13 protein-coding genes are annotated in these 13,608 nt (G+C 61.6%); 11 read left to right on the plus strand and 2 right to left on the minus strand.

What is annotated here, in order from left to right:
- Window positions 1-18: 18 nt before the first annotated feature.
- Both F8O05_RS04520 and F8O05_RS04525 read right to left on the minus strand, forming a co-directional pair.
- On the minus strand, window positions 19-1,251 hold the full coding sequence (locus F8O05_RS04520; protein WP_158051562.1) for a DUF349 domain-containing protein: 1,233 nt from the start codon (window positions 1,249-1,251) through the stop codon (window positions 19-21).
- 147 nt (window positions 1,252-1,398) lie between these two features.
- Window positions 1,399-2,190, minus strand: a complete 792-nt coding sequence (locus tag F8O05_RS04525; protein ID WP_225735729.1) for a peptidylprolyl isomerase — start codon at window positions 2,188-2,190, stop codon at window positions 1,399-1,401.
- A gap of 78 nt (window positions 2,191-2,268) precedes the next feature.
- Here F8O05_RS04525 and F8O05_RS04530 point away from each other — a divergent pair, with 78 nt between their 5' ends.
- From F8O05_RS04530 to aroB, 11 genes are all read left to right on the plus strand, one after another.
- Complete coding sequence (locus F8O05_RS04530) at window positions 2,269-3,591, plus strand: replication-associated recombination protein A (protein WP_158051563.1); 1,323 nt, start codon at window positions 2,269-2,271, stop codon at window positions 3,589-3,591.
- Between the two features lie 202 nt (window positions 3,592-3,793).
- Window positions 3,794-4,423 carry a 30S ribosomal protein S4 gene (gene rpsD, locus F8O05_RS04535; protein WP_158051564.1) on the plus strand — a complete coding sequence of 210 codons (630 nt, stop codon included), beginning with the start codon at window positions 3,794-3,796 and terminating at the stop codon, window positions 4,421-4,423.
- Between the two features lie 110 nt (window positions 4,424-4,533).
- Window positions 4,534-4,902 carry a DUF948 domain-containing protein gene (locus F8O05_RS04540; RefSeq protein WP_158051565.1) on the plus strand — a complete coding sequence of 123 codons (369 nt, stop codon included), beginning with the start codon at window positions 4,534-4,536 and terminating at the stop codon, window positions 4,900-4,902.
- Between the two features lie 53 nt (window positions 4,903-4,955).
- Window positions 4,956-5,165, plus strand: coding sequence for a Na+ dependent nucleoside transporter N-terminal domain-containing protein (locus tag F8O05_RS04545; RefSeq protein WP_158051566.1), 210 nt, complete (start codon window positions 4,956-4,958; stop codon window positions 5,163-5,165).
- Between the two features lie 69 nt (window positions 5,166-5,234).
- Window positions 5,235-7,904, plus strand: coding sequence for an alanine--tRNA ligase (alaS, locus tag F8O05_RS04550; RefSeq protein WP_158051567.1), 2,670 nt, complete (start codon window positions 5,235-5,237; stop codon window positions 7,902-7,904).
- Window positions 7,904-8,365, plus strand: coding sequence for a Holliday junction resolvase RuvX (gene ruvX, locus F8O05_RS04555; RefSeq protein ID WP_158051568.1), 462 nt, complete (start codon window positions 7,904-7,906; stop codon window positions 8,363-8,365). The genes alaS and ruvX overlap by 1 nt, the downstream gene beginning before the upstream one ends.
- A 15-nt stretch (window positions 8,366-8,380) precedes the next feature.
- On the plus strand, window positions 8,381-9,724 hold the full coding sequence (mltG, locus tag F8O05_RS04560; protein WP_225735730.1) for an endolytic transglycosylase MltG: 1,344 nt from the start codon (window positions 8,381-8,383) through the stop codon (window positions 9,722-9,724).
- Window positions 9,717-10,634 carry a shikimate dehydrogenase family protein gene (locus tag F8O05_RS04565; RefSeq protein ID WP_158051569.1) on the plus strand — a complete coding sequence of 306 codons (918 nt, stop codon included), beginning with the start codon at window positions 9,717-9,719 and terminating at the stop codon, window positions 10,632-10,634. The genes mltG and F8O05_RS04565 overlap by 8 nt, the downstream gene beginning before the upstream one ends.
- Before the next feature lie 12 nt (window positions 10,635-10,646).
- Entirely contained in the window at window positions 10,647-11,918 is a 1,272-nt protein-coding gene (aroC, locus tag F8O05_RS04570) for a chorismate synthase (protein ID WP_158051570.1), read from the plus strand.
- Entirely contained in the window at window positions 11,915-12,484 is a 570-nt protein-coding gene (locus F8O05_RS04575; protein WP_158051571.1) for a shikimate kinase, read from the plus strand. Before aroC ends, F8O05_RS04575 begins: the two co-directional genes overlap by 4 nt.
- Window positions 12,477-13,565 carry a 3-dehydroquinate synthase gene (aroB, locus tag F8O05_RS04580; RefSeq protein WP_158051572.1) on the plus strand — a complete coding sequence of 363 codons (1,089 nt, stop codon included), beginning with the start codon at window positions 12,477-12,479 and terminating at the stop codon, window positions 13,563-13,565. The genes F8O05_RS04575 and aroB overlap by 8 nt, the downstream gene beginning before the upstream one ends.
- Window positions 13,566-13,608 lie beyond the last annotated feature (43 nt).

Genomic DNA, 13,608 nt, shown 5'->3' on the forward strand with positions numbered 1-13,608 from the left:
TCGGCGTGAAGCGGCCTGTTAGCCGCCGATCACCTTGAGCCACGCACGGCGCGCGTCGAGCGCCTCCTGTGCGTCCTTAATTTGCTTCTCATTGCCGCCGGCCTTGGCGGCGTTCAGTTCTTCCTCAAGCTTCGAAATGGCATCCTCGAGCTGCGAAGCCATGCCGTCCTGCCGCGCCTGCTTCTCCGGGTCCGTCTTTTGCCAGTGGTCCTCGTCGAGCTGGCGAACGTGTTGCTCGACCTTGCGGAGACGATCCTCGATCTGACGGAAGTTATCGCGGGGAACCTTGCCGATTTCATCCCAGCGTTCCTGGATGCTCCGAAGCTTTTCACGCGCCGACTGACGATCGGTTACCTTGAGCAGTGGCTCAGCTTCCTCGAGAAGAGCCTGCTTTGCCACGAGGTTCTCGGCGAACTCCTCGTTATCCTTCGCATCAATCTCGGCCTTTGCCTGGAAGAGCACGTCTCCGGCTGCCTTGAACTTCTCCCAGAGAGCGTCATCGTGTTTGCGACCGGCGCGACCTACCGACTTCCACTCGTCAAGGAGGGCGCGGTATTCCGGCACGCCGTCAGCCCCCTGCGAGGAGAGTGCCTCGGCGCGCTCGATGATGCGCTGCTTCGCGTCCCGGGCAACCTTGTGCCTCGAGTCGAGATCAGCAAAGAACTTGCGGCGCTCGGTGTCGAGGTGCGTGCGCGCGGTGCGGAATCGCTTCCACAGGGCATTGGCGTCGTTCTTCGGCAACCGCGGGCCATCTTTCTGGTGCTGCTGCCACTTGCTAAAGAGCTCTTCCACCTGGGCGGAGGTTTTCTTCCACTGGATGGAGGCGGAGTTCTGGGCGGCCAGCTTCTCCGCCTCGATCACAATCGATTCGCGGTAGGCCATGGCGTCAGCCAGAGCTGCCTGTTGGGCTTCTTTCTGCTGATCGCTGAGCTCCTCAACCTCCGTGTCAAGGGCCGACAGTCTCGTGCGCAGAGCTTCGAGGTCACCGACAGCGTTCGCATCCGAAAGCTGCTCGCGCAGATGACGAACCGACTTCGCAACGTCCGCGGCATTCGCGCCAGCGCGGGCGCGCTGCTCCAGCAGGGTTACCTGACCGGCGAGATCATCGAATTTGCGAACGAAGTAGGCAAGCGCCTCTTCCGGAGTGCCGTCGGGGTACTGACCAACGGATCGTTCCTTATCGCCCTCCGTGACGTAGACGGTCCCGTCTTCGTCGACGCGGCCAAAAGGATGTACGGGGAGACCAGACATGCGTGTTCCTCAGTGCTCATCAAGGGGTGAAGCGTGGGCGAGCCCACACTGGCAGACGTACCATCATGCTATTGCATTGCGAAGACGCTGCCCGCCAGAAACCAATCCCGCGCGTCAAATCATGACGCGCGGGATTGGTTGGGGCGGCTATTCCAACGTAATTCCGGTGATGTTTACGGGCACGAGCGGTTCCCCATCACTCGAGCCATCGGCGACACCACCATCAATAATTGCCGCCTGCAATTGGTCGAGGCCGCTGGTGACTTGGCCAAAGACGGTATACCCGGGGGCGGGGAGCTCGGTGTCCTCATAGACGATGAAGAACTGTGAGCCCTGCGAGTCTTCCGCACTGGCGCGAGCCATGGCGATGGTGCCGGCTGGGTAGACACCGTCTTCCGGAGTGTTTTCCAACGGACCGAACTGGTAACCGGGACCGCCGGTGCCGGTGGCGGTGGGGTCGCCGCACTGCAGCACGTAGAGTCCCTCGGTGGTCAGGCGGTGGCAGGGCACATCCGAGTAGAAGCCCTCTTGCGCGAGGCTGATGAAGTTCGCGGCGGCCTGCGGGGCGTTCACCCCGTCGATGGTGATGCCGAGGTTGACCTCATTGAGGGTCATGAGTCCCGTCCATTCGCGATCCTCAGCGATGGCAGCGTCGGGCACGGTGCCAGTTTCTTCCATTGCCGCCGGGTCGTCAGTCGCCCCACCGTCAGTGGTCGCTTCGGTGCCGGTGGGCGTGGGGTCTGCAATTGTGGTCTGACCGCCGGTGAAGTAGAACGTCAATTGGGCGCCGAGCGCCAGGACCGCGACCAACACGATGACGATGATGGCCGTGCGATTGTCGCTGCGGCGGCGATCCTGCTGGACGTCGTGCACCACCATGCGCGCCTCGTACTGGCGCGCGCGACGGCGCTCTTCTCGCGTCTTGGCTGAATCGGCCACATCGTTCCTCTCGGAGATTCCCCTTTGCCCCAAACGATGCGGGGCGATCAACCAGGGCAGTTTACTAACATCTGTCTGATGACTGATCAGGCGACACTCGGCGGGGGAGGCACGGCCCCACTTGCCGCGCGAATGCGACCGCGGAATCTTGACGAGGTCGTGGGGCAGCAGCATCTGCTGCGGCCGGGTTCACCCCTAAGACGGCTAGCGGATGCGAATGCAAAGAACACCGCGGGCACCTCGGTGATCCTCTGGGGGCCACCCGGATGCGGAAAGACTACGATCGCTCAGGCGCTGGCGGGCTCTGGAAAGCGTCGCTTTGTGCAGCTCTCGGCAATCTCCGCTGGGGTGAAGGACGTTCGCAAGGTCATGGATGATGCCTTGCGGGAGCGCGACTTTTACGAAGAGCAAACGGTGCTCTTTCTTGATGAAATTCACCGCTTCACGAAGGCCCAGCAGGATGCGCTGCTGCCGGGGGTCGAGCAAGGCTGGGTGACGCTGGTGGCTGCGACCACCGAGAATCCATCATTTTCGGTGATCTCGCCGTTGCTGAGCCGTTCCCTGCTGCTGACGCTCAGGCCACTCGAGGATCAGGATCTTGGCGAGCTCATCGACCGCTCCATCACCGCGTCGCAGGGGCTCGACGGTGCCGTGCGGATCGAACCGGAAGCGCGCGCGGCGATTATTCGCCTGGCAAGCGGTGACGCGCGCCGCGCACTCACGACGCTCGAAGCATCCGCTTCGGGAGCGCAAGCGGATAGTCGCGAGGTCATCACGGCAGAGGACGTCGAAGGCGCAAGTGACCAGGCATTGCTTCGCTACGACCAAAACGGTGACGAACACTACGATGTTGTCTCGGCGTTTATTAAGTCAATTCGCGGTTCTGACCCGGATGCGGCGATTCACTATCTGGCGCGGATGATTGTGGCGGGGGAGGACCCGAGGTTCATCGCCCGGCGATTGGTGGTGCACGCTGCAGAAGATATCGGCATGGCCGATCCGCAGGCACTGCTAATTGCGGAAGCGGCGGCCAGCGCTGTGCAATTTATTGGGATGCCGGAGGGGCGAATCCCTTTGGCCGAAGCCACTATCTATCTCGCGACGGCACCGAAGTCGAACTCGACGATTGCCGCCATCGATACGGCGATTGCCGAGGTGAAGGCAGGCGGGATCGGTCGGGTGCCACCGCCGCTTCGGGATGCGCACTACGCCGGCGCCAAGCAGCTGGGTCACGGCAAGGGATACCGATATCCACACGACTACCCCAGTGGAGTCGTCGGGCAACAGTATCTTCCTGACCCGCTCATTGGGCGGGAGTACTACCAGCCGACCGAGCTCGGTTGGGAACGGGAAATCAGCCCGCGGCTTGAGAAGCTCCGTCGGATCACCCGCGACCGGTAATGAGATACGTGCTAAACTGACCCGGTCCTGTGACCAGTCGTGTGCGGCTGCCGCCTGGAAGCAGAAGATGCCACTCCTTTAGCCGGACGCATCGGACGTACATCGCGTTTGACGCCCTGAATCCAAGACAGGGGCGGAGAGCACAACTCATCTGCGCGCTCACGCGCGCCAATTGCGAATACTACTGAAAGGATGTCTTCTCTTGTCTAAGAAGACTCGTACCCGCTCGAAGGTGCGCCTGTCGCGTGCCCTCGGCGTTGCACTGACCCCGAAGGCGGCTCGCGCCCTCGAAAAGCGCCCCTACGCACCCGGTCAGCACGGCCGTACCCGTCGTCGCACTGAGAGTGACTACGCCGTTCGTCTGCGGGAGAAGCAGCGTCTGCGGGCACAGTACGGTCTGCGCGAGAAGCAGCTCCGTATTGCGTTCGAAGAGGCTCGCAAGACCCCGGGTCTGACCGGTGAGAACCTCGTTGAGCTGCTCGAGATGCGCCTCGACTCGCTCGTGCTGCGTGCCGGTTTCGCCCGCACCACCGCACAGGCTCGTCAGCTCGTCGTGCACCGTCACATCCTCGTTGACGGCAAGATCGTTGACCGCCCGTCCTTCCGCGTAAAGCCGGGTCAGCTCATCCACGTGAAGCCGCGCTCGGAAGAGCTCGAGATCTTCCAGGTTGCTGCTGCTGGTGGCCACGCCGAGGTTCTGCCGACGGTTCCCGGCTACCTCAACGTTGAACTCGACAAGCTGCAGGCGACGCTTGACCGTCGTCCGAAGCGCGAAGAGGTACCCATCCAGTGTGAGGTACAGCTCGTGGTCGAGTACTACGCTGCACGCTAGGTCGACAGACCGCTAGCATTGGGGGCGGGTTGCCAGCAGGCGATCCGCCCCCAAACGCATTAATGCCCCAAACCTATTCGGGGTCACCGACGCAATTCCAGGAGTCTTATATGTCAGGTGGTGACATCGCCGGCCTCATCGCGGCGGGTGTGTTCCTCGTTCTCGTTGCCCTGCTTGCGGTACCGATCATCAAACTCGGCGGAGTCTTCGATGAATTGCGTCGCGGTATTCGCGAGTCCGTCGACGAAATTACCCCGACCCTCGCGGAGACCCAGGTCACCCTGCAAGAAACCAACAGGCAACTCGCCAAGGTTGACTCCATCACCACAAACGTGCATGAAGTAACTGAGAACGTGAATTCCCTCGTCGCACTCACCGCTGCGACAGTGGGCGGGCCTCTCATCAAACTGGCGGGTTTTTCGGCTGCGGCGGTGGCCGGTTTTCGAGCGCTACGCCCCACTCGGGGCAAGCGTCGCTAAGCGCAGGCCTTGCTCCGCGTTTGTTTTTGACCTCATCTTTCTTGAAGGAATCTATGCGTACTTTCATCCGTTCGGCCGCGCTCATTGGCGGCGGAATCGTTGCGGGCTTCGTGCTCGCTCACTTCATCAACTCCACGCAGAAGGGCCAAGCGTTCTTCGCTCAGGTCAACGACCGCATTGATGAGGTCAAGGGCGCTGTGCAGCAGGGTTACCGCGCACGCACCGACGCGATCTACGCGGCACTCGAGGCCGAGCGCAACTAGTCGCGATTCACCTCTGGCATCACCAGACACTTCCACCTTCCAGTACAACGAAACCGGTATCACCTCGCCATGCAGACCGCAGAAATCAAGCGTCGTTTCCTGAAGTTCTTTGAAGAGCGCAATCACACGGTTGTGCCCTCCGCTTCACTCGTGTCGGATGACCCAACCGTGATGTTTACGATCGCGGGGATGGTGCCATTCATCCCATATATGACCGGCGTTGTGCCCGCTCCGTACCCGCGTGCCACGAGCGTGCAAAAGTGCATCCGGACCAATGACATCGAAGAGGTTGGTCGCACGCCGCGACACGGCACCTTCTTCCAAATGTGCGGCAACTTCTCCTTCGGGGACTACTTCAAGCGGGAAGCTATCGAGTTTGCGTGGACCTTCCTCACCAGCGCTCAAGATGAAGGTGGCCTCGGGTTCAACCCGAAGGACCTTTGGGTTACCGTGTACCGCCACGATGACGAGGCCTACCGCTTCTGGCGTGAGATTGCGAACATTCCCGAGGAACGCATCCAGCGGCTGGGCGAAGACACAAACTACTGGTCGGCAGGGAAACCCGGAGGCCCCGCCGGTCCCGACTCGGAGATCTTCTTTGACCGGGGTCCCGAGTACGGCATTGACGGGGGACCGGCCACCGATGACGACCGCTATGTCGAAATCTGGAACCTCGTGTTCATGCAGTACGAACGCGGCGTCGATAACGGCGATGGCACCTTCGAGATCCTTGGCGAACTGCCGAAGAAGAACATCGATACCGGCATGGGACTCGAGCGCATCGCATTCTTGCTGCAGGGCGTCGAAAACATGTATGAGACCGACCAGGTCCGCCCCGTGCTTGATCTGGCAGCCAGCCTCTCCGGGAAGAAATACGGTGACAAGGACGACGATGACGTGCGGATGCGCGTGATCGCCGACCACGTTCGTTCGGCGCTGATGCTCATTTCCGACGGAGTGCAGCCCGGCAACGAAGGCCGCGGCTATATCCTCCGCCGTCTATTGCGTCGCGTGGTGCGCAATATGCGCCTCCTCGGGGTCGAGACTGCCACTTTCCCGCAGCTTTTCCCCGCCTCGATGCGGGCAATGAAGGATGCGTACCCCGAAGTGGAGCGCGACTTTGATCGCATCGCACGCACCGCCTACGCGGAAGAAGAGGCGTTCCTGCGCACGCTCGCGCAGGGTACGACCATCTTTGAAGAGGCGGTCTCAGGCGCAAAGGGCTCGGGGCTCGCACAGCTGTCGGGTGATATCGCGTTCAAGCTTCACGACACCTATGGCTTCCCGATCGATCTCACCATGGAAATGGCCGAGGAGGCGGGGCTCAGAGTCAACCGGGATAAGTTCAATGAGCTCATGACCGAGCAGCGCGAGCGTGCCAAGGCAGATGCCAAGTCGCGCCGTTCAGCCCTGGCAGACCTCTCGATCTACAGTGATTTTCGTGCCAAGGGCGAGACGCAGTTCATCGGCTACGAGGACCTGCGCGCCGAGTCGGAAGTGCTCGGCATCATTGTTGAAGGCTCGAGCGTGCCGGTGGCTCGCAGCGGCCAGGTTGCCGAGATTATCCTCGCTGAGACGACGCTCTACGCCGAGTCCGGTGGTCAGGATGCCGACCAGGGTTGGTTGATTGCGCCTTCCGGTGGTTTTGAGGCCCGCGTTGATGACGTCCAGAAGCCCGTGGCGGGTTTGATCGCGCACACGGTCACCGTGACTGAAGGCGAAATCGCTGTCGGTGAGCGCGTGGAGTCGGTGGTTGATGAGGTCTACCGTCGACAGGCGAGCGAGGCACACACCGCAACCCACCTCATCCACGCTGCGCTGCGGGATGCCCTCGGCCCGGATGCCCACCAGTCGGGTTCGTACAATAAGGCTGGCTACATGCGCCTGGACTTCTCTTGGAACCAGCCGTTGAGCAAGGAAACGCGTATCGAACTCGAGGAAATCTCGAACGCCGCGGTCCGCGCCGACTACGAGGTCATCACCAAGGAGATGTCGCTCGACGATGCCAAGGCGCTGGGAGCGCGGGCACTCTTTGGGGAGAAGTACGGTTCCGTCGTTCGGATGGTCGAAATCGGAGGCCCCTGGTCTCGTGAACTGTGCGGTGGCACGCATGTTTCGGGTACCTCGGAAGTTGGGCTCGTGAACCTCATTGGCGAGTCGAGCGTTGGTTCGCAAAACCGTCGTGTGGAGGCACTCGTGGGCCGCAACGCCTTTGCTGACTTCGCGACCGAGCGCGCCATCGTTCGTGAACTCTCGAGCGGGCTCAAGGTTCCGCGCGAGCAGGTTACCGAGCGGGTCGAGGATCTCCTCGCGAGCCTCAAGCGCGCCGAAAAGAAGATTGCCGATCTCGAAGCAGCAGCTCTGCTCGGACGGGTCCCCGAACTGCTCGCCGGCGCAGAACAGGTTGGCTCAATCAACTTTGTCGGCGGCTCGCTCGGCACAGTTGGTTCGGCTGACGATATTCGTCACGTCGTGTTGGACATTCGTGAGCGACTCGGCAGTGAAGCATCCGTTGTTGCCATCGGTGGCGAGTCGAACGGTAAGCCAATCATCGTGATTGCTACGAACGAAGCTTCGCGTGATCTCGGCGTTAAGGCAGGGGCCCTTGTCAAGCTCGCCGCGGGTGTCCTCGGCGGTGGCGGTGGCGGGAAGCCTGATGTTGCCCAGGGTGGCGGCCAGGATGCAGCCAAGCTGCCCGAGGCGGTTACCGCAGTTCGTCGCGAACTTCAGAGCGTCTAATGCGTCGCGGGGTTCGATTTGGCGTGGATGTCGGCAAAGCTCGAATTGGAATCGCGCGCTCGGATCCGGACGGCATGCTTGCGGTTCCCCTCGAGACCGTCAAACGCGATCTCGAGGGAGATAGCCATCTCAAACGCATCGCGGAACTCGTTGCTGAATATGAAGTTATCGAGTTGGTTGTGGGCCATCCATTGAATATGCGCGGTGAATCCACGCCATCAACTGAGGATGCGGTGGGAGTTGCCCAAGCTTTGGCGGCTATTGTCGAGGCGCCCGTGCGGCTCTTGGACGAGCGACTTACGACGGTGAGCGCCGCCAAGCAATTTCGCGCTGCGGGCAAACAGGCATCTCGCTCGCGTCAGGTGATTGATCAGGCGGCAGCGGTGGTGCTCTTGCAGGATGCACTGGACCGTGAGCGACAGCATGATCAGCCTCCCGGCATCGAACTTCCGAAACTCTAGGAGCCCCCTTAGCCAATGGATTCCACATCCAACGGAAATAGTCCCGAACGTCCGCTGACGCGTCGAGAGCGCCGCGAACTCGAACGTCAGCGTGAACGCGAACAAGCGCAGGCGCAGCGCCTCGAGGCAGAGCGTGAAACGGCTGCGCGTGAAGATAACGCGCGCCGCGAAGCCCCGCGCCAAGAGCAGTCTGACCATGCGACGGTCGAAGACACATTTGCGGCCATTTTGGGAGATGCCGCGCCCGCAAATGAACCGGTGACGAACGGCACCCTCCTTCCCGAGCCCGAGAAACCCCGGCGGAAGCGAAAATGGGGCTGCCTCATCCTGGTCTTTGTACTGGTCGCGGCCATGGTCGCCGGTGGCGTTGTGCTGTGGAACCAATACGGCGACCGAATCAGCGATTTCTTTAGCGTTGAAGAAACTGATTATGAGGGCACGGGGAACGGGGTGGAAGTGAACTTCACGATCCTGCCCGGTGACACCGGTACCACGATTGGTCAACGTCTCGCGGACGAAGGCGTCGTGCTCACGAGTGAGGCCTTCGTGAAGTCGATTTTGGCGATGCCTGAGGAACCGGTGTTCATGCCCGGAACCTACAAACTCCAGGAAGAAATGAGTGCGGCTGCAGCGCTTGTGGCACTGACGGATGAAGAGAACCGCGTGGAAAACGCGGTGACCATTCCGGAAGGCACGATCATGCGAGATGTGTTTACGCTCGTGGAAGGTGCCACCGGGATTACCGTTGCGGAGCTGGAATCGGCGGCCGCCGATCCGCAGAGCTTTGGTCTCCCTGAAGAAGCGCAGACACTCGAGGGCTTCCTCTTCCCCGCAACCTACGCCTTCTCGCCGGATGACACCGCGGAATCGATCCTCACCACGATGGTGGATCGGACCTACGAGTCACTCAACGCACACGGCGTACCGGAAGATCAAGTGTGGGACGTCATCCGCCTCGCCTCCTTGATCGAAAAGGAAGCCCGCTTTGAAGAGGACTTCTATAAGGTCTCGCGCGTATTTCTCAACCGTATCGACGAGAACATGCCGCTGCAGTCGGATGCGACCGTCACCTATGGCACGGGGGCATACGATCGGGCGTCAACCACCGACACCGAACGCGGCGATGCCTCGAATGAGTACAACACCTATGCACACTCGGGGATGGTGATTCGCCCGATCTCAAACCCGGGTGACCTGGCGATTGACGCGGCCATGCATCCCGCGGATGGGCCCTGGTTGTACTTCGTCACGGTAAACCTCGAGACCGGTGAAACGGTCTTCTCAGAAACCTACGATCAGCACCTTGCCGCGGTGGACGAGTGGCTCAAGTGGCTGGAGGAGAACCCCGACTATGAGTAGTCCGCACCGCAATAGTCCATACGAGGTCCCGACCGGTTTTCACACCGCCCAGCCGCCTCAAGGTGCCGCCGAGCGAAGGCTGGCTGTCCTCGGCAGCCCGATTGAGCACTCCCGGTCACCGCAACTGCACCTTGCGGCCTATCAACAGTTGGGGCTGGACTGGGAGTATTCGCGCTGGGAGATTCCTAAGGGCGGGCTGCGGGATGCTCTTCGCTCGCGCGGGCAGGGCTGGGGCGGGTTCTCGGTCACCGCACCGCACAAGGCCGAAGCACTCGAATTTGTTCGCGAAGCAAGTCCGGATGCGATCAAGTCCGGTGCTGTCAACACCATCGTGTTCGATTCCCTCGACGCGCAAAGCGGTGCAATTGGTGAGAACACCGATATTCCCGGCGCCCTCGATGCCTTTGCGGAGCGTGGCATCACATCGCTACGCGGTCGGGTGGATGTCCTCGGGAGCGGTGGGACCGCATCTTCACTCGGGATAGCCGCACAGCGGCTCGGGGCCGAGGAAGTGCGTATCTGGGGTCGGCGTCCCGAGGCGGCCGCGGCGCTTGCCGGGCAACTGGGGGATGGGGCCACTTCTGGCGATCTGGCGCAATGGGAATTGACTGCCGGAGTGAGCGCCGTGATCGACACCGTACCGGGCGGCTTTGCTGCCGAAGGTATTGAAATCGAACCCGGTCGCATCCCAGGCGTGGCACTCTTTTCCGCAGCGTATTCACCGTGGCCGACACCGCTCGCGAGTCACTGGCTGGCGGTAGAAGGTCGGATTGTCACGGGGCTGGACCTCTTACTCCATCAGGCTGTCCGGCAGGTGCGATTGTTTACCGGTCTTGGGGTGGATCAGCCCTTGCCAGATGAAGCCGCGGTGATCGCCGCGATGCGGGCCTCCCTGTCGCAGGGTTCATGAGAGAATGAGCGAATGCTTCGTTGGCTTACTGCGGGGGAATCACATGGCCCCGAACTACTCGCGCTCCTAGAAGGCGTTCCCGCCGGTGTTCCGATCTCAATTTCGGATATCCAGGCAGACCTCGCTCGACGCAAGCTCGGCTATGGCCGAGGCGGTCGAATGAAGTTTGAACAGGACGAAATCACGCTCTCGAGCGGTATCCGGCACGGGTATACGATCGGTTCGCCCGTCGGTATCCGCATCCAGAACACCGAGTGGCCCAAGTGGACCGAAGTGATGAGCCCCGAACCGGTTGGCGAGGAGGTCTTCGAAACCGGCCGCGGTCGTCGACTCACGCGTCCTCGTCCCGGTCACGCCGACCTTGTCGGCATGCAGAAGTACGGCTTTGATGAGGCTCGTCCAGCTCTCGAACGGGCCAGCGCCCGCGAGACCGCAGCCCGCGTCGCACTCGGTGCGGTGGCGAAGAAATTCTTGGCTGAACTCGGCATCCGCACCGTGAGCCACACTCTGGCAATTGGTGACGTGCGCGCACCCGAAGACGCCGCCTGGCCGGTGCCTGATGACGTGGACTACTTGGACAAAGATCCGGTTCGCTGCCTCGATGCGGAAACCTCGGCTGCCATGGTGACCAAAATCGACGAAACCCGCCACAGCGGCGACACCATCGGCGGTGTCACGGAAGTACTCGTCTACGGACTTCCTCCCGGAATCGGCTCCTATGTGCACTGGGACCGCCGACTCGACTCCCGGTTGGCCGGCGCGCTCATGAGCATCCAGGCGATCAAGTCCGTTGAGATCGGCGACGGTCTCGAGACCACCCGCCGACCCGGTTCGCAGGCACACGACCCGCTCTACGCCGTGGACGGCAAAATTCACCGCTCCGCCGACCGCGCTGGCGGAATCGAAGGCGGCATGACCACCGGCACCGTGCTGCGCGCGCGAGTGGGAATGAAGCCCATCGCGACCGTTCCGCATGCCCTACACACCGTGGACGTCGCCACCGGGGAGAATGCTACCGCTTTCCACCAGCGCTCCGACGTCTGCGCCGTACCGGCATCCGGGGTGGTGGCAGAGGCCATGGTCGCACTCGTGCTCGCCAACTCACTCCTGGAAAAATTCGGCGGTGACTCACTCGCTGAAGTGCAGCGCAATATCGACAGCTTCCTCGCAGCCATCCCCTCGACGCTGCAAACGAGCGAAGAGCTCGTCGACCCGAGCAGCCTCGAGTTGGACACGATCGAGGACACCAGCATGGGTGACTCGCGAAGTGAGTGGAAGGTATGAGTCTCGTCTTCATCGGGCCGCCCGCGGCCGGGAAATCCCGCGCCGGGAAACGGATTGCCCGTCGGCTTGACGCAACCTTCGCTGACACCGACAAACTGTTTTCACGCGAGCACGGTGCCATTCACGAATTCATGCCGCGTGAAGGGGAAGCGGAATTCCGACGCCTGGAACGGGAAGTTGTCGCGTCCGCACTGCGCGAGTTTGAAGTGGTCTCACTCGGCGGTGGGGCGATCCTGAACGAGGACACGCAGGCTGAACTGTCTTCCTCCGAGCACGACGTAGTTCTGCTGGTGGCCAATCCGAAAGCCATTGAGGAACGCATCAGCGGAAAGACCAATCGTCCGTTGTTGAACGGGATCGATTCCTGGGTTGCGACCTATAACTCGCGCAAGGAAATCTACGAGCGACTTGCAGACATCACGATCGACACAAGTTTCCGCCCGATGTGGCAAGTGGTCAACGATGTCCGTCGCTTCCTCAAAGAGATCGACTCGCCATTGATTGCCAAGGCCACTGACGAAGAAATGACCGCAGAAGATACGGAACCGGGAGAGTTTGTTGACTGACTACCTAACGCTGGAAACCGAAGGAGACCACGGGCCGGTGCTCGTCGGTCGCGGGCTCATCACCAAGCTCGACGAAATCCTTCCGGAACTGCTCGGGGACAAGGTTGAACAGCTCCTGATCGTCCACCAACCGACGCTCGGCGCCATTTCTGAGGACGTTCGGGCGTTGCTCGCCCCGAAGTACCGTCGCGTGCTGATGGCCGAGGTTCCGGATGCCGAAAGCGCGAAGCGGGTGCAGGTCGCCGAATTCCTCTGGCAGATCATGGGCCAGTCGGATTTCACGCGGTCGGATGCCATTCTCGCGATTGGCGGGGGAGCGGTCACCGACCTTGCGGGCTGGACTGCCGCATCCTGGCTGCGCGGCGTGAAAGTCGTCCACGTGCCCACCACGGTGCTCGCCATGGTGGACGCCTCGATTGGTGGCAAGACCGGGGTAAACACCAACGAGGGTAAGAACCTCGTCGGCGCCTTCTACCCGCCTGCCGGTGTGGTGGTGGACCTCGACTCGCTCGCGGCATTGCCACGCAATGAGCTCGTCACCGGCTTCACCGAGGCGCTCAAGGTTGGCTTCATTCACGATCACGAGATTCTCGACCTCATTGAAGCCGACCCGCAGAAGGCCACCGACCCGAACTCGGAAGAGTTTCGCCGCATCCTCGAGATTGCCATTCGCTACAAACTGCAGGTGACCAGCGACGACCTTACCGAGCAGGGCGGGCGTGAAATGCTCAACTATGGGCACACGCTGGGCCATGCCATCGAACATTCCGAGCGATACCAGTGGCGCCACGGGGCGGCCGTCGCGGTCGGGATGCGGTTCGTCGCCGAACTCGCGCGGCTGTCGGGCAGGCTGACGGATGAGGAAGCGGACCGACACACTCGCATCCTTGAGCTCCTCGGATTGCCGACGCAGTACCCCGCCGGACGCTGGCCGACGCTCCTGTCGACCATGAAGCGTGACAAGAAGGCCCGCGGAGCCATGCTGCGATTTGTGGTGCTCGATGCTATCGGTAAGCCCGCCATCATGCAGGCCCCCGACGAGTCGCTACTGTTTGCTGCCTACCAAGAAATCGCTTCCTAAGCGACGGCCGACCGCGCCGCGCTAAGCTAAAACGTCTTAAATC

Origin of the sequence: Gulosibacter chungangensis (genome assembly GCF_008831155.1) — a bacterium.
GTDB classification, from domain to species: Bacteria; Actinomycetota; Actinomycetes; order Actinomycetales; family Microbacteriaceae; genus Gulosibacter; species Gulosibacter chungangensis.